The organism is Lentzea xerophila (genome assembly GCF_051094245.1).
Taxonomy (GTDB): domain Bacteria; phylum Actinomycetota; class Actinomycetes; order Mycobacteriales; family Pseudonocardiaceae; genus Lentzea; species Lentzea xerophila.
In genome coordinates, this window is record NZ_CP194934.1 from 576,201 (window position 1) to 592,040 (window position 15,840).

14 protein-coding genes and 1 pseudogene are annotated in these 15,840 nt (G+C 69.0%); 11 read left to right on the forward strand and 4 right to left on the reverse strand.

Going from position 1 to position 15,840, the window contains the following annotated elements:
- Position 1 precedes the first annotated feature (1 nt).
- The 7 genes and pseudogenes from atpA to ACRSBM_RS02860 all read left to right on the forward strand — a co-directional run bounded on the left by atpA (position 2) and on the right by ACRSBM_RS02860 (position 8,621).
- Positions 2-1,648 (forward strand): F0F1 ATP synthase subunit alpha, encoded by a 1,647-nt coding sequence (gene atpA / locus ACRSBM_RS02830; RefSeq protein ID WP_434439416.1) that lies wholly within the window; start codon positions 2-4, stop codon positions 1,646-1,648.
- Positions 1,649-1,656: 8 nt separating this feature from the next.
- The gene (locus tag ACRSBM_RS02835; protein WP_319987399.1) at positions 1,657-2,571 is read left to right on the forward strand and encodes a F0F1 ATP synthase subunit gamma; all 915 of its coding nucleotides are present in this window, start codon (positions 1,657-1,659) and stop codon (positions 2,569-2,571) included.
- Positions 2,564-4,000 carry a F0F1 ATP synthase subunit beta gene (atpD, locus tag ACRSBM_RS02840; protein ID WP_434439419.1) on the forward strand — a complete coding sequence of 479 codons (1,437 nt, stop codon included), beginning with the start codon at positions 2,564-2,566 and terminating at the stop codon, positions 3,998-4,000. Before ACRSBM_RS02835 ends, atpD begins: the two co-directional genes overlap by 8 nt.
- A 191-nt stretch (positions 4,001-4,191) precedes the next feature.
- Positions 4,192-5,345 (forward strand): annotated as a pseudogene (locus ACRSBM_RS02845) (MFS transporter).
- Between the two features lie 16 nt (positions 5,346-5,361).
- A complete protein-coding gene (locus ACRSBM_RS02850; RefSeq protein WP_434439422.1) occupies positions 5,362-6,144 on the forward strand; it encodes an ABC transporter transmembrane domain-containing protein in 783 nt (260 codons plus the stop codon).
- Between the two features lie 48 nt (positions 6,145-6,192).
- On the forward strand, positions 6,193-6,867 hold the full coding sequence (locus ACRSBM_RS02855; protein WP_434439425.1) for an ATP-binding cassette domain-containing protein: 675 nt from the start codon (positions 6,193-6,195) through the stop codon (positions 6,865-6,867).
- On the forward strand, positions 6,864-8,621 hold the full coding sequence (locus ACRSBM_RS02860; RefSeq protein ID WP_434439426.1) for an ABC transporter ATP-binding protein: 1,758 nt from the start codon (positions 6,864-6,866) through the stop codon (positions 8,619-8,621). The genes ACRSBM_RS02855 and ACRSBM_RS02860 overlap by 4 nt, the downstream gene beginning before the upstream one ends.
- A 44-nt stretch (positions 8,622-8,665) precedes the next feature.
- Here ACRSBM_RS02860 and ACRSBM_RS02865 read toward each other — a convergent pair whose 3' ends face one another.
- Complete coding sequence (locus ACRSBM_RS02865) at positions 8,666-8,866, reverse strand: hypothetical protein (protein ID WP_434439429.1); 201 nt, start codon at positions 8,864-8,866, stop codon at positions 8,666-8,668.
- A 56-nt stretch (positions 8,867-8,922) separates the two neighbouring features.
- Between ACRSBM_RS02865 and ACRSBM_RS02870 the strand changes: the two genes are divergently transcribed.
- Both ACRSBM_RS02870 and ACRSBM_RS02875 read left to right on the forward strand, forming a co-directional pair.
- Complete coding sequence (locus ACRSBM_RS02870; protein ID WP_434439432.1) at positions 8,923-9,288, forward strand: F0F1 ATP synthase subunit epsilon; 366 nt, start codon at positions 8,923-8,925, stop codon at positions 9,286-9,288.
- Between the two features lie 22 nt (positions 9,289-9,310).
- On the forward strand, positions 9,311-9,742 hold the full coding sequence (locus ACRSBM_RS02875; RefSeq protein WP_434439434.1) for a DUF2550 domain-containing protein: 432 nt from the start codon (positions 9,311-9,313) through the stop codon (positions 9,740-9,742).
- Positions 9,743-9,794: 52 nt separating this feature from the next.
- Here ACRSBM_RS02875 and ACRSBM_RS02880 read toward each other — a convergent pair whose 3' ends face one another.
- Both ACRSBM_RS02880 and ACRSBM_RS02885 read right to left on the reverse strand, forming a co-directional pair.
- Positions 9,795-11,201: a transposase gene (locus tag ACRSBM_RS02880; RefSeq protein ID WP_434439437.1), complete on the reverse strand. Its 1,407-nt coding sequence runs from the start codon at positions 11,199-11,201 to the stop codon at positions 9,795-9,797.
- Positions 11,202-11,387: 186 nt separating this feature from the next.
- A complete protein-coding gene (locus ACRSBM_RS02885; protein WP_434439438.1) occupies positions 11,388-11,960 on the reverse strand; it encodes a cob(I)yrinic acid a,c-diamide adenosyltransferase in 573 nt (190 codons plus the stop codon).
- Between the two features lie 35 nt (positions 11,961-11,995).
- Here ACRSBM_RS02885 and murA point away from each other — a divergent pair, with 35 nt between their 5' ends.
- Positions 11,996-13,261 (forward strand): UDP-N-acetylglucosamine 1-carboxyvinyltransferase, encoded by a 1,266-nt coding sequence (gene murA / locus ACRSBM_RS02890; protein ID WP_434439439.1) that lies wholly within the window; start codon positions 11,996-11,998, stop codon positions 13,259-13,261.
- Between the two features lie 40 nt (positions 13,262-13,301).
- Here the strand turns inward: murA and ACRSBM_RS02895 are convergent, their stop codons facing one another.
- Entirely contained in the window at positions 13,302-13,589 is a 288-nt protein-coding gene (locus ACRSBM_RS02895; RefSeq protein ID WP_434439442.1) for a hypothetical protein, read from the reverse strand.
- Positions 13,590-13,693: 104 nt separating this feature from the next.
- Here ACRSBM_RS02895 and ACRSBM_RS02900 point away from each other — a divergent pair, with 104 nt between their 5' ends.
- Entirely contained in the window at positions 13,694-15,688 is a 1,995-nt protein-coding gene (locus ACRSBM_RS02900) for a protein meaA (protein ID WP_434439445.1), read from the forward strand.
- Positions 15,689-15,840: the final 152 nt, after the last annotated feature.

The following is a 15,840-nucleotide window of genomic DNA, read 5'->3' on the forward strand; positions in this document are numbered from 1 at the left end:
CATGGCGGAGCTGACGATCTCGTCGGACGAGATCCGCAGTGCGATCGAGAAGTACGTCTCGAGCTACTCCCCGGAGGTCAGCCGGGAAGAGGTCGGTACCGTCTCCGAGACCTACGACGGCATCGCCATCGTCGAGGGCCTTCCGGGCACGATGACCAACGAGCTGCTCGAGTTCCCCGGTGGCGTCCTCGGCGTCGCCCTGAACCTCGAGGTCCGCAACATCGGTGCGGTCATCCTCGGTGACTTCGACAAGATCGAAGAGGGCCAGGAGGTCCGCCGGACGGGCAAGGTCCTCTCCGTGCCGGTCGGCGACGGCTTCCTCGGCCGCGTCGTCAACCCGCTGGGCCAGCCCATCGACGGTCTCGGCGACATCGTCGCTGACGACACCCGCGCCCTGGAGCTCCAGGCGGCTTCGGTGCTGCAGCGCCAGCCGGTGTCCGAGCCGATGCAGACCGGCATCAAGGCCATCGACGCGATGACGCCGATCGGTCGCGGCCAGCGCCAGCTGATCATCGGTGACCGCAAGACCGGCAAGACCGCGGTCTGCATCGACACGATCATCAACCAGAAGAAGGCCTGGGAGTCGGGCGACCCGAAGCAGCAGGTCCGCTGCGTCTACGTCGCCATCGGCCAGAAGGGCTCCACCATCGCGGGCGTCAAGACCGCGCTGGAGGAGGCGGGCGCGCTCGAGTACACGACGATCATCGCCGCCCCGGCTTCCGACTCCGCCGGCTTCAAGTGGCTGGCGCCGTACACCGGCTCCGCCATCGGCCAGCACTGGATGTACGAGGGCAAGCACGTCCTCATCATCTTCGACGACCTGACCAAGCAGGCCGAGGCGTACCGCGCGATCTCGCTGCTGCTGCGCCGCCCGCCGGGCCGCGAGGCCTACCCCGGCGACGTCTTCTACTTGCACTCGCGTCTCCTCGAGCGTTGCGCGAAGCTCTCGGACGAGCTCGGCGGCGGTTCGATGACGGGTCTGCCGATCATCGAGACCAAGGCGAACGACGTGTCGGCGTACATCCCGACCAACGTCATCTCGATCACCGACGGTCAGTGCTTCCTCGAGTCCGACCTGTTCAACGCCGGTGTCCGCCCGGCCGTCAACGTGGGTATCTCCGTCTCCCGCGTCGGTGGTGCCGCGCAGATCAAGGCGATGAAGGACGTGGCGGGCTCGCTGCGTCTCGACCTGTCGCAGTTCCGTGAGCTGGAGGCCTTCTCCGCGTTCGCGTCCGACCTCGACGCCGCGTCGCGCGCCCAGCTGGACCGCGGTGCCCGTCTGGTCGAGCTGCTCAAGCAGGGTCAGTACTCACCGGTCCCCGTCGAGGAGCAGGTCGTCGAGATCTTCGCCGCGACCAAGGGTCACCTGGACGACGTCCCCGTCGCGGACATCCGCCGGTTCGTCGCGGACTTCAAGGACTCGCTGCGCCGCAACCACGCGGACGTGCTGAGCAGCATCGTCGAGACCAAGAAGTTCCCCGAGGACTCGCAGAAGCGCGTTGCCGCCGCCGTCGCCGACTTCAAGAAGCAGTTCACCGCTTCGGACGGCACGACGATCGTCAACGAGGCGCCCGAGAAGGCGATGGACGCCGACAAGGTCGCCCAGGAGTCGGTGAAGGTCCACAAGCCCGAGCCCACCAAGAAGTGATCTGAGCCATGGGCGCACAGATTCGGGAGCTCCGCCAGCGGATCCGAACGGTCAACTCGACCAAGAAGATCACGAAGGCGTACGAGCTCATCGCCACGTCTCGCCTCGCCAAGGCGCAGACCAGGGTCGCGGCCTCGCGTCCCTACGCGGACGAGATCACGAACGTGCTCTCCGCGTTGGCCGAGGCCTCGGCGAACCTCGACCACCCGCTGCTGTCGGAACGCGAGAACCCCAAGCGTGCCGCCGTCCTGGTCGTGACCAGTGACAAGGGCATGTGCGGTGGTTACAACGCGAACGTGCTCAAGGCCGCTGAGCAGCTGATCCAGCTGCTCAAGTCCGAGGGCAAGGAGCCGGTGCTGTACGTGACCGGCCGCAAGGCGATCGGGTACTACAACTTCCGCCGTCGCGAGGTCACCGCGTCGTGGAGCGGGTTCTCCCAGACCCCGCACTACGTCAACGCCGTCGAGGCGGGTGACGCGCTGGTGGAGGCGTTCCTGGAGGGCACGGAGAACGGTGCGCAGGGCGTGGACGAGATCCACGTCGTGTACACGGAGTTCAAGTCCATGCTGAGCCAGACGCCGACCGCCAGGCGGATCGCGCCGATGGACGTCGAGTACACCGGTGAGACCCCCAAGGGCCCGCGCGCGGTGTACGACTTCGAGCCCAGTGCGGAAGCGCTGCTCGGTGCGATGCTGCCCAAGTACGTGAAGACGCGGCTGTTCTCGGCCATGCTGGAGGCGGCGGCTTCGGAGTCGGCGGCTCGTCGTACGGCCATGAAGGCGGCGACGGACAACGCGACGGAGCTCGTGCGCAACCTCAGCCGGGCGGCGAACTCGGCCCGTCAGGCCCAGATCACCCAGGAGATCAGCGAGATCGTCGGTGGCGCCTCCGCGCTTACCGGTGGCGCAGGAAGTGATGACTGACATGAGTGCTACTGCCACCACCACCCGCACCGGCCGTGTGGTCCGGGTGATCGGTGCGGTCGTCGACGTGGAGTTCCCGCGCGGCGCCGTGCCGGAGCTGTTCAACGCCTGCCACGCCGAGATCACCTTCGAGGCCGTCGCCAAGACGCTGACCCTCGAGGTCGCTCAGCACCTCGGCGACAACCTGGTCCGCACCATCTCGATGCAGCCGACCGACGGTCTGGTGCGCGGTGCGACCGTGACCGACACCGGCAAGGCCATCTCGGTCCCCGTCGGCGACGTCGTCAAGGGCCACGTCTTCAACGCCCTCGGTGACTGCCTCGACACGCCGGGCCTCGGCCGCGACGGCGAGCAGTGGGGCATCCACCGCAAGGCGCCCGCCTTCGACCAGCTCGAGGGCAAGACCGAGATCCTCGAGACCGGCATCAAGGTCATCGACCTGCTCACCCCGTACGTCAAGGGCGGCAAGATCGGCCTGTTCGGCGGCGCGGGTGTCGGCAAGACGGTGCTCATCCAGGAGATGATCACCCGTATCGCGCGTGAGTTCTCCGGTACGTCGGTGTTCGCCGGCGTCGGTGAGCGCACCCGTGAGGGCACCGACCTGCTGCTGGAAATGGAAGAGATGGGTGTTCTCGGGGACACCGCTCTCGTCTTCGGTCAGATGGACGAGCCGCCCGGCACGCGTATGCGCGTCGCGCTGTCCGCTCTCACGATGGCGGAGTACTTCCGCGACGTGCAGAACCAGGACGTGCTGCTCTTCATCGACAACATCTTCCGGTTCACCCAGGCGGGTTCCGAGGTGTCGACCCTGCTGGGCCGCATGCCTTCCGCCGTGGGTTACCAGCCGACGCTGGCCGACGAGATGGGTGAGCTCCAGGAGCGCATCACCTCGACGCGCGGTAAGTCGATCACCTCGCTGCAGGCCATCTACGTGCCCGCGGACGACTACACCGACCCCGCCCCGGCGACGACCTTCGCCCACCTGGACGCGACGACGGAGCTTTCCCGTCCGATCTCCCAGAAGGGCATCTACCCGGCCGTCGACCCGCTGTCGTCGTCGTCTCGAATCCTCGAGCCGTCGATCGTCGGCGAGGAGCACTACCGGGTCGCCCAGGAGGTGAAGCGGATCCTGCAGAAGTACAAGGAGCTGCAGGACATCATCGCCATCCTCGGTATGGACGAGCTCTCCGAGGAGGACAAGGTCCTCGTCGGTCGCGCGCGTCGTCTCGAGCGCTTCCTCGGCCAGAACTTCATCGTGGCCGAGAAGTTCACCGGTCAGCCCGGTTCGTTCGTGCCCATCAAGGACACGATCGAGGCGTTCGACCGCGTCTGCAAGGGCGAGTTCGACCACTTCCCGGAGCAGGCGTTCTTCTCCTGCGGCGGGTTGGACGACGTCGAGGCCAACGCCAAGAAGCTGGCCGGCAACTGAGCTAGCTCTCTGGCTTTCGAAGGGCCGTTCCTCCTTTGTGGAGGGACGGCCCTTCGGGCGTTTCCGGGGTGTGCGGCGCTGGTTTTCCGTTGAACGGAAACCGGTCTCGTTTCGTGGTGCTCCGCGTCGCACGATGCACGGCAACTCATGCCTGTGCCTCGTCGAGGAGGAGACCGCGCGTGAACAAATGGGTGTTGCCGCTGTGCTGGACCGCTGTCCTGCTCGACGGCTTTGACCTCGTGGTGCTCGGCACGGTGATTCCCGTGCTGTTGCAGGAGAAGCTGCTCACCACCGCGTCCGCCGGCGCGGTGTCGACGGCGGGACTGGTCGGGATGATGCTCGGCGCGCTGGTCATCGGGACCATCACCGACGTCATCGGGCGGCGCAAGGTGATGATCTACGCGGTGGCCGGGTTCTCCGTGTTCACGCTCGCCTGTGCCGCGGCGCCGGACGCGACGACGTTCGGGATCCTCAGGTTCCTCGCCGGGCTCGGGCTCGGCGGGTGCCTGCCCACGGCGATCGCGTTGGTCAACGAGGCGCGGCCGCGGCAGGGTGGACGCGCCACCACGCTCATCATGACCGGGTACCACGTGGGCGCGGTCATCACGGCGCTGCTCGGGATCGTGCTGATTCCCGAGCTCGGCTGGCGGTCCCTGTTCGTGGTGGGGGCGTTGCCCGCGCTGGTGCTGATTCCGTTGATGGTCAAGCACTTGCCGGAGACGGCGGTGCGCAAGGCACCCGCGATGGAGGCGGTCGGGTCGCTGTTCCGGCCGGGGCTGCGGAAGGCGACGATCGCGTTCTGGGTGGCTTCGTTCATGGGGCTGTTGCTCGTGTACGGGCTCAACACCTGGTTGCCGCAGATCATGCGCAGCGCGGGGTATGAGCTCGGTACCGCGCTGGCGCTGCTGCTCACGCTCAACGTCGGCGCGGTCGTCGGCCTGCTGATCGCCGGCGCGGTGGCGGACCGGATCGGGGTCAGGCCCGCGGCCATCGGGTGGTTCGCGGCCGCTGTGGTGTTCCTGGCGTTGCTGAGCATCAAGCTGCGGGCGTCGGGGTCTATGTCGCCGTGCTTCTTGCCGGGTGCTTCGTGTTCAGCGCGCAGGTGCTCGTTTATGCCTATGCGGGGCGGGTTTACGAGGAGAACCGGGCCACCGGCATCGGGTGGGCCGCCGGGGTCGGGCGGTTGGGTGCGATCAGCGGGCCGCTGCTCGGCGGGGCTCTGCTGACGGCTGGATTGGCGCATCCTTGGGGCTTCTACGCGTTTGCGTTCATTGCGGCGTTGGGCGCAACGGCCGTTGGTGCGATTGGGCTGAAGGCGAAATCGGTCGTCGCGACCGGCGGGTGATGGCAAGGTCGGGTTCATGGCCCGACATGTCCCGTACGCCGATCCCGGTACCCCCGACCTCCGGTCGCCCTGGCGGTACCTGTGGTGGCTCGTGCTCGCGCAGCGGGGGCGGGTGCTCGCCGGGGCGTGGTGGGGGTCGTTGTGGATGTGCGGGCTGATCCTGCCGCCGTACCTGATCACCAGGGCCATCAAGGACGGTCTGCGGGGCGGGGATCGCGGCGCGCTGGTGTGGTGGTGCGTGGCGCTGGTCGTGGTGGCCGGGCTGTTGTCGCTCGTCGGGATCGCCCGGCACCGCACGATGACGCTGGTGCGGACCGATGCCGCGTTGCGCACGGCGCAGGTGGTGGTCCGGCACGTCACGCGGCTTGGCGGTGTGGTGCGGAGGAAGTTGTCCACCGGCGAGCTGACGTACCTGCAGAACGGCGACACCACGCGGATCGCGCACGCGCTCACCAGTACCGGGCCCGGTGTCGGTGCGGTGATCGCGTACGCGGTGACGGCGGTGTTGCTCGTGCGGATCTCACCGCTCGTCGCCGTGGTCGTGTTGCTGGGCGTGCCGGTGCTGGCCGTGGTCACCGGGCCGGTGTTGCGGCGGTTGCACGCCGTGGAGGCCGGCTACCGGCAACGGCAGGGGGAGCTGAGCTCGCGGGCCGGGGACATCGTGGCCGGGTTGCGGGTGCTGTCGGGCATCGGCGGGAAGCCGGCGTTCGAGGAGCGCTTCCGGGCCAAGTCGCGTGAGGTGCTGCGGAACGGCTACCGGGTGTCGGTGTGGCTGAGCTGGGTGCACGCGCTCACGTGAGGGCTGCCGGCGCTGTTCCTCGCCGTCGTCACGTGGATCGTGGCGCGGATGGCCGTGACCGGCGCGATCTCCGTCGAGGAGATGGTCGCGGTGTACCTGTACGTCACGACGTTGATCGTGCCGGTCAGCTTCTTCATCGAGGGGGCGGACGACATCCCGCGGGCGCTGGTGTCGGCGGGACGGGTGGTGGGCCTGCTGAGGTTGCGGCCGGACGACGGGGAGGGCGACGCCGAGCCGTTGGAGGTGAAGAGCGGTGAGCTGACGGTGGTCGTGTCGGCGAACGCGGCGTTGGCGCGCGAGGCCGTGGAACGGTTACCGGGCGTCGTGGCGGACAACGACGACTACCTGTTCTCCGGGTCGGTGCGCGAGGCGGTGTCGGTGGCCGAACACAGCGAGGCCGAACTCGAGCAGGCGCTGTGGGCGGCCGCGGCGGTGGACGTCGTGGAGGCGTTGCCGGACGGGCTCGACTCGCACCTGGAGTCGCAGGGGCGCAACGTTTCCGGCGGTCAGCGGCAGCGGCTCAGGCTCGTCAGGGCGTTGCTCAGCGAACCGGACGTGCTGGTGCTCGTCGAGCCGACGTCGGCGCTCGACGCGGTGACCGAGGCGGCGGTGGCCCAGCGCGTGAAACAGGCGCGGTGCGGGCGGACGACGGTGGTCGTGTCGGCATCGCCGCTGTGGGCCGGGCAGGCGGACCAGACGGTGCACCTGGAGGACAGCAGGTGAACCGGCTGCCGATCGCCGGTCGCCGGGAGGTGCGCCGGGCCGCCGTGCGGTTGATGCGGGTCGAACGGCGGGCACTGGCCGTGGTCCTCGTGCTGACCGCGTTGACGGCGTTGACGGGGCTGGTCGGGCCGTACCTGCTCGGCAGGATCGTGGGCGGGATCGAGGACGGTGGACTGACTCTGTCCACTGTGGACCTGATCGCGCTGGGTGTGCTCGGCGCGGCGGTCGCGCACCTGTTCCTGGTGCGGTACAGCGCTTTGCAGACGACGAGGCTCGGCGAACGGTTGCTGGGCTCGTTGCGCGAGGAGGCGGTGCACCGCTCGCTGGCGTTGCCGGCGCGGGTGGTGGACCGGCGGAGCGCCGGCGACCTGCTCACCCGCGTGACGAGTGACGTCGGCACGGTCGGCCAGGCGCTGCGGGACGGCGTGCCCGAGGTGTTCACCGGGGTGGTGCACCTGGTGGTCGTGTTCGTGGCGGTGTTCTGGCTGGATCCGGTGCTGGGGCTGGTCGCGCTGACCGGGATGCCGTTCGTCGTATGGGTTCTGCGCTGGTACCTCGCCCGTGCGCGCGACGCGTACCTCGCCGAGACGCAGGCAGCCGCCGATGTGGCGGAGATTTCGGCCGCGGTGGGCGAAGGCGGCAGGACGATCGAGACGTACGGGCTGCGCGACCGGATGGTGGCCGCGGCGGACGCCGCGATCGCGCGGTCGTACCGGACGCGGTTGCGGACGATGCGGCTGCGGAACGTCCTGTTCCCCGTCGTCACCTTCGTGAGCACGCTGCCGACCGCGCTGGTGCTCCTCGTCGGTGGCGTGGCCTACGCGGCGGACGGCGTGGGCATCGAGGTGGTCGTCACGGCCGGGCTCTGGGTGTGGCGGCTCGTGGAACCGTTGGAGCGGATCATGCTGTGGGTCGAGTTCCTGCAGCGCGGCGGTGCGTCGTTCGCACGCGTCGAGGGGATCGGTGCCGACGTCGAACCGGCGCCCGCCGTCCGCGAGCCGGCGGACGACCGCGTCGAGGCGAGTGGGGTCCGTTACTCCTATGTGGACGGACACGAGGTGCTGCACGGGGTCGATCTCGTGGTGCAGCCGGGAGAACGGCTGGCGATCGTCGGGGTCTCGGGTGCCGGGAAGTCGACGCTGGGCAGGCTGGTCGCGGGTGTCGACCGGCCGGCGGAGGGGTCGGTGCTCGTCGGCGGGGTCCCGGTGGCGGACCTCGCGGCAGCCGGTGAGCAGCGGATCGTGCTGGTGACGCAGGAGCATCACGTCTTCATCGGCACGGTCAGGGAGAACCTGGCCATGGCGGCGCCGGACACCCCGGATGAGCGGCTCGCCGAAGCGCTGCGGACCGTTGACGCGTGCTGGTTCGACGAACTGCCCGAAGGGCTCGACACGGTTCTCGGCGCGGGTGGGGTGGAGCTCGATCCCGCGCAGGCGCAACAACTCGCGCTCGCGCGGGTGGAGGTCGCCGACCCGCACACGCTGGTGCTGGACGAGGCGACGTCCTCGCTCGACCCGGCCACGGCCAGGCACGCCGAGCGCGCGATCGCGGCCGTGCGGGAGAGACGCACGGTGATCGCGATCGCGCACCGGCTGCAGACCGCGCGGGACGCGGACCGGATCGCTGTCGTCGACGCGGGCCGCATCGTGGAACTGGGCTCCCACGACGACCTGGTGGCCAGGGACGGCACCTACGCGACGCTCTGGCGTTCCTGGCACGGCGATCAGGCACCTGGCGGCCGGCCGAGCCCGTGACCGAAGTCTCATCGCGGCCGACCGCGTTTCGCAGGACGTCCGGCTCAGGTCCTGATCCGGCGCCACCTGCCGCAACTGCTCATGAGGACGTCCTGCACAATGTCCTCAGCAGCACCTTTGTCGCCGCCGCGGAGCAGGTGGGCGGTGCGCGACAGCGCCTGCGAGCGCAGCGCCACGAAGTCCTCGAAGTCCTGCAGGTCCCCCTCCGGCGGTTGTCGTAGGTCCTGACACCGGGCGGGCGGCAAGGTCGTCAGGCGACCGTTTAGACTCAGTTCGACTCCAGACGACGAGGGAGATACGCGTGGCCGAGATGACCGTAGAACTGGTCGCCGTTGAACGCCGACTGTGGTCCGGTACGGCCACCTCCGTTTCGGCGCAGACGACCGAGGGCGAGATCGGCATCCTGCCCGGTCACGAGCCCGTTCTCGGCCAGCTGGTCGAGGGCGGCGTGGTGCGTATCCGCACGACGGACGGTGGCCTGGTCACCGCTGCCGTGCATGGTGGCTTCCTGTCCGTGACCGGCACCGGCGTATCGATTCTCGCCGAGGACGCCGAGCTCGCGGGCGAGATCGACGTGACCGCGGCGCGGACGGCGCTGCAGGACGCGGACGACGCAGAGCGCGCACGGGCGGCAGCGCGCGTGCGGGCCGTGGAACAGTCGGCCTGAGACCGGGCGCGAGGGCCCAGCCGTGGGGATCACCGAGATTGCCGGACTGATCCTTCTTGGAGTGGCGATCGTCATCGCCTACTTCGCCTGGCGCCGCATCCGGCTGCTGCGTGAGGGTGGCGTGCACGTCGCGCTGCGCAGTCAGTTCGACGACCGTGGACGTGGCTGGCACCTGGGCGTGGGGCACTACCGGGGCGACAAGTTCGCCTGGTTCCGGGTGCTCTCGCTCGGGTCGGGGCCCAACCAGCTGATCTCCAGAGACGGGCTCGAGATCGACGCGCGCCGTGAGCCCACAGGGCCGGAGGCGTACGCCATGCCGGTCGGTGCCACAGTGCTGCGGTGCCGGTCCGCCTCGGGTGAGGTCGAGATCGCGATGGGCCCGGACGCGCTGACAGGATTCCTGTCCTGGTTGGAGTCAGCGCCTCCGGGCCGTTCCATTCCCTGGGCTTCCTAGGTTGATGAGGGGAGCTTTCATAAACCTGGTGTTTTAACCTCAGGTGAGCTCTTTAGCGGGCCGTCGCGTCAGCGGCGGCTCGTTTCTTGTTGTGTGTCTTGGGTTTGGGTGAGCTGGGGTGTTTGCGGGTCACGGGGTGGCGGGGTGCGGGTGTGGAGGTGCGTCCGGGTGGGCGGCCGGGGCCGGGCTGGGAGGGTTTGCGGGACTTGGCCGGGGTGTCCAGCTCGGGCTGAAGTATCCGAAATCCGCGTTTGACCCGTAGCGGGGACATCAGGCCCGCGCGTTCCCAGGGCAGGCGGTGGTCTGCGACGAGGTCGCGGGCGGCGTGCAGGTGGGTGTAGGAGGCGGCGATCAGCCAGCTCCATCGTTCGGCCTGTTCGGGGGTGCGCAGCCTCGGTGCGGTCCAGCCGAGGTGCTGTTTGATGAACCGGAACAGGTGCTCGATGTGGAAGCGGCGCAGGTAGGCCCGCCAGAGCCGGTCCAGGTCGAACGAGCCGCCCGGTCTGGTCCAGAAAAGCCAGATCGGTTTCTCGTCCGGTGCCGCGGAGTGGATGCGGATCACGCTGCCGCGCACGATCTCCCGTGCCTTGCCTGGGTGCGGGGTCCGGCCGGGTTCGTCGAGTTTCTTGGAGTGCCGCGGGTGCAGGCCGTGCCAGGCCAGTACCGACAGCTCGTGCCGGCGGCCCCGGTCCGGCCGGGGTGGCACGATCCTGATCTCGTCGGGCTCGGGCCAGCTGGCCATCTCCGGCAGTTTCATCGCCGGTCCGTGCACCGGCGGCCGGCCGCGAGCCCCGGCCCGGCGCGGGGGCGGGTCGGTGCGCATCACCGAGTCCGACCGCACCCGGATCAGCATCTGCACCGGCAGTCCGGCCAGCTGCCGGCCGATCCAGGACGCACTGTAGTCACCGTCCAGACACACCACCGGCACGTGCGGCCGGTCGGCGGGCAACCGGTCGAGCGGGGACCTGATCTGGGTCACCGCGACCGCGTGATGGTTGTCATCGGGGCCGATCCGGGCCAGGTCGACCGGCGGCGCCCACGACGAGTGCTCGCTGTTGGTGGCGGCCAGCCACTGAAACCACCAGCCCTCGGTCACCGGTGCCCGCCGGTCACGCCGGTCCTTGGCCGCGTCGTAGTTCAGCGTCCGGCCAGGGCTGGTGACCGCGCCTGGACGGGGCCACTGCGAACAGTCCAGCGCGAACACCAGCGGATCGGCCACGTCCGCGGAGCCGATCACCAGCCGGGTCAACGTCCGCGCGAGCCCCTGGGTGTCGACCCGGCCATGCTTCAACGCCTTGTAGACGCTGCCGTGCCCGCGTCGCAGCGGCGTCTCCAACGTCAGCCACGGCACCGACGACGGCCGCTGCGGACTCACCAGCAACGCGTCCACCAGCTCGAACAACGTGTCCCGCCACGCGCCGAAACAGTCATAGAGCTCGCGCCGGAACCGTTGCAGCACCCGGACTTGGGCACTCAGACCTTGATCAGGCACACTAGGAGACACGGCCACCACTTGTCATGATCGAGTTCTTTGGACGGAACCCGAAGATGATCAAGCGGTGGCCGTGCCTATGTCAAAGATCAGGAGCCTCCTGGTTAAAACACCAGATCAACCTGAGGTTCATGAAAGCTCCCCTCATCACTTTCAGGCGTTCTCGCCCGGCTGCCAGAGCACGTCGCCGTCCGGGTTCGCCACGCGCGCCAGGATGAACAGCAGGTCCGAAAGCCTGTTCAGGTACTTCGCCGTGAGCACGTTCGTGTGCTCCGCGTCGGCCTCGATCAACGACCACGCCCGCCGCTCGGCACGGCGCGCGATCGTGCGTGCCTGGTGCAGCAGGGCCGCGCCGGGCGTGCCGCCGTTCAGGATGAACGAGTCGAGCTTGCCAAGGCGTTCGTTGAACGTGTCGCAGTACCCCTCCAGCCGGTCCACGTACGCCTGGGTGATGCGCAGTGGGGGGTACTTGGGGTCCGGCACGATCGGCGTGCACAGGTCCGCTCCGACGTCGAACAGGTCGTTCTGCACCTTGCGCACGACGTCGTGCACGTCCGGGGCCAGCTGACCGAGCGCCAGGGCCACGCCCAGAGAGGCGTTCGTTTCGTCCACGTCCGCGTAGGCCTCGATGCGAGGTGAGGTCTTCGGGACCCGTGAGAAGTCGCCGAGTCCGGTCGTGCCGTCGTCGCCGACCCGTGTGTAGATCTTGGTGAGATGCACCGCCATGACCGGCACTCTATGACCGTCCGTAGGATTGCCGCGTGAGCGAGCATTTCCGGGTACACGGTGGCGCACGTCTGGTCGGCGAAGTTGATGTCGTCGGCGCCAAGAACAGCGTCCTGAAGTTGATGGCGGCCGCCCTGCTCGCCGAGGGCACCACGACCATCACCAACTGCCCGGACATCCTCGATGTGCCGCTGATGGCGGACGCGCTGCGCAGCCTCGGCTGCGAGGTCGAGCTGGACGGTGACGTGGCGAGGATCACGACGCCCGCCGAGCTCAGCTACCACGCCGACTCCGAGGCGATGGGCAAGCTGCGGGCGTCGATCTGCGTGCTGGGGCCGCTGGTCGGCCGGTGCAAGCGCGCGGTCGTGGCGTTGCCGGGTGGTGACGCGATCGGCTCGCGGCCGCTCGACATGCACCAGAGCGGCCTCGAGAAGCTCGGCGCCAAGACGTGGATCGAGCACGGCTGCATCGTCGCCGAGGCCGAGGGGCTGCACGGCACGCAGATCTGGCTCGACTTCCCGAGCATGGGCGCCACCGAGAACATCCTGATGGCGGCCGTGCTGGCCAACGGCACGACGGTCATCGACAACGCCGCGCGCGAGCCGGAGATCGTCGACCTCTGCCTGATGCTCACGCAGATGGGCGCGAAGCTCGAGGGCGCGGGCACGTCCACGTTGACCGTGCACGGCGTCCAGGAGCTCAAGCCGACCGAGCACCGCGTGATCGGCGACCGGATCGTCGGCGCCACCTGGGGTTTCGCCGCCGCCATGACGCGCGGCGACGTGCGGGTGCGCGGTGTCAACCCGCACCACCTCGACCTGGTGCTCGAGAAGCTGCGCATGGCGGGCGCCGAGGTCACCGTCTACGAGGGCGAGGACGAGGGCTTCCGCGTCGTCATGGACGGCCGTCCGAAGGCCGTCGACTTCGTCACGCTGCCGTACCCGGGGTTCGCCACGGACAACCAGCCGTTCGCGATCGCCCTGTCCACGGTCTCCGAGGGCACCGCGATGATCACCGAGAACCTGTTCGAGGCGCGGTTCCGGTTCATCGACGAGATGATCCGGCTCGGGGCCGACGCGCGCACGGACGGCCACCACGCCGTGATCCGCGGCGTCGAGCGGCTGTCCAGCGCGCCGGTGTGGGCGTCGGACATCCGCGCCGGTGCGGGGCTCGTCCTCGCCGGTCTGTGCGCGGACGGGGCCACCGAGATCTACGAGATCTTCCACATCGAGCGCGGGTACCCCGGGTTCGTGGAGAACCTCCGCAAGCTGGGCGCCGACGTGGAGCGCGTGAGCTCCTGATCGCGCTCGCTGGCTCGCGCGGTTCGCCTGAAAGTCGAACTCACGTCCTGAGCACCAGCCGCGCGTTCGCGACGTCCGCCGGGAACACCATCACCCGGTAGGGCGCGTTCCGCGAACGCGTGGCACGCACCCCGTTGCGCTTCAGCTTCTCCACGAGGACGTTCGCGGCCTGTTCGGTGGGCACGACGGCCACCTCGCTCAGCAACCCGAAGTCCGTGCCGTCGAGATCCGGCACGGCCCGCCTGTCGTTGCCCACGAAGTACCGCAACACCAGCGCCAGCAGGCCGAGGACCGCGAAGACGACCACGGTCTGGTAAATCGCCGTCACCCTTTCATCATGCTCCCATTGGTCTCGATTCAGTGAGCAAGCGCACGCGCGGCAACGGTTACCGGCCAGTACGCTCCGGAGAACCGATGTTGTGGGAGGTTGCTGTGCCGTACCCAGCCGACCGTGAGCGCGACCGCCCCTGGGTGATGCGGACGTACGCCGGTCACTCCTCCGCCGCGGCGTCCAACGAGCTCTACCGCCGCAACCTCGCGAAGGGCCAGACTGGCCTCTCGGTGGCGTTCGACCTGCCGACGCAGACCGGCTACGACCCCGACGACGAGCTGGCGAAGGGCGAGGTCGGCAAGGTCGGCGTGCCCATCAGCCACATCGGCGACATGCGGCAGCTCTTCGACCAGATCCCGCTCGCCGGCGCCAACACGTCGATGACGATCAACGCGACGGCGATGTGGCTGCTCGCGCTCTACGTCACCGTGGCCGAGGAGCAGGGCGCCGACCCGTCGGCGCTGGCCGGCACGACGCAGAACGACATCATCAAGGAGTACCTGTCCCGCGGCACCTACGTGTTCCCGCCGGGACCGTCGCTGCGGCTGATCACCGACATGGTCGCGTGGACCGTGTCGAACGTGCCGAAGTGGAACCCGATCAACATCTGCAGCTACCACCTCCAGGAGGTCGGCGCGACGCCGGCGCAGGAGGTCGCGTACGCGATGTGCACGGCGATCGCCGTGCTGGACTCGGTGCGCGACTCCGGTCAGGTGCCGCAGGAGAAGTTCGGTGAGGTCGTCGCGCGCATCTCCTTCTTCGTGAACGCCGGTGTGCGGTTCATCGAGGAAATGTGCAAGATGCGCGCGTTCGCCCAGCTGTGGGACGAGATCACGCTGGAGCGCTATGGCGTCGAGAACCCGAAGCACCGCCGGTTCCGCTACGGCGTGCAGGTCAACTCGCTCGGCCTGACCGAGGCGCAGCCGGAGAACAACGTCCAGCGCATCGTGCTCGAGATGCTCGCTGTGTCGTTGTCCCGCAACGCCCGTGCGCGCGCGATCCAGCTGCCCGCGTGGAACGAGGCGCTCGGTCTGCCGCGCCCGTGGGACCAGCAGTGGGCCCTGCGCATGCAGCAGGTCCTTGCCTACGAGACGGACCTCCTCGAGTACGAGGACATCTTCGACGGCTCACCGGTGATCGAGGCCAAGGTCGGCGAGATCCTCGCCGGTGCGCGCGAGGAGATCGACCGCGTGCAGGCGATGGGCGGTGCCGTCGCGGCCGTCGAGTCCGGCTACATGAAGTCGAACCTGGTCTCCTCGCTGGCGGATCGCCGTCGCCGCGTCGAGGCGGGCGAGGACGTCGTGGTCGGCGTCAACAGGTTCGACACGACCGAGCCGTCGCCGCTGCAGGCCGAGGGCGCGAAGGCGATCGAGACCATCGACCCGATCGTCGAGCTGCACGCCGTCGAGGCGATCCAGCAGTGGCGCTCCACGCGCGACAACGCGGCCGTCGAGACGGCTCTCGACGCATTGCGTGAGGCCGCGAAGACCGACCAGAACCTCGTGGAGGTCACGCTGGCGTGTGCGCGTGCCGGCGTGACGACCGGTGAGTGGTCGCAGGCGCTGCGTGAGACTTTCGGCGAATACCGGGCTCCCACCGGCGTTTCCGGTGCTTCCGCGTCGGGTGAGGCCGGTTCGGAGATCGCGCGCGTGCGGGACCGCGTGCGCGCGACCGGCGAGGAGCTGGGCGAACGGCTGCGCATGCTGGTCGGCAAGCCGGGCCTCGACGGCCACTCCAACGGCGCCGAGCAGGTGGCCGTGCGGGCGCGCGACGTCGGCTTCGAGGTCGTCTACCAGGGCATCCGCCTCACGCCGTCGCAGATCGTGGCCGCCGCGGTCCAGGAGGACGTGCACGTCGTGGGCCTCTCAATCCTGTCCGGCTCGCACCTCGAGGTCGTGCCCGCGGTGGTCGACGGCCTGCGCGCGGCGGGCGCCGGTGACATCCCGGTGATCGTCGGCGGCATCATCCCGCCGGACGACGCCGCCAAGCTGCGCGAACGTGGCGTGGCACGGGTCTTCACGCCCAAGGACTACGAGCTGACCGAGATCATGGACGAGATCGTCACCGTGATCCGTGGGGTGCGTTTTCCGGCCTAGTGCCACGGCAGGCAACCTTCGCCGCGTCTTCGGCGCTCAGCGGGCCGCCTCGCGGCACCGGCAACCAGTACAGGGACGCCGGGCCGGCACCACGATGCGGCCGTCTGAACGCCGAATACGGGGCAAAGGCTGGCTGCCGCGGCACTGGAGCC

Bases quoted from the DNA above. Each gene is read 5' to 3' on its own strand.
- atpD (WP_434439419.1), top strand. From the start codon at position 2,564: ATGACTGACATGAGTGCTACTGCCACCACCACCCGCACCGGCCGTGTG.
- atpA (WP_434439416.1), top strand. From the start codon at position 2: ATGGCGGAGCTGACGATCTCGTCGGACGAGATCCGCAGTGCGATCGAG.
- ACRSBM_RS02850 (WP_434439422.1), top strand. From the start codon at position 5,362: ATGGCCCGACATGTCCCGTACGCCGATCCCGGTACCCCCGACCTCCGG.
- ACRSBM_RS02855 (WP_434439425.1), top strand. From the start codon at position 6,193: ATGGCCGTGACCGGCGCGATCTCCGTCGAGGAGATGGTCGCGGTGTAC.
- ACRSBM_RS02835 (WP_319987399.1), top strand. From the start codon at position 1,657: ATGGGCGCACAGATTCGGGAGCTCCGCCAGCGGATCCGAACGGTCAAC.
- ACRSBM_RS02885 (WP_434439438.1), bottom strand. From the start codon at position 11,960: ATGGCGGTGCATCTCACCAAGATCTACACACGGGTCGGCGACGACGGC.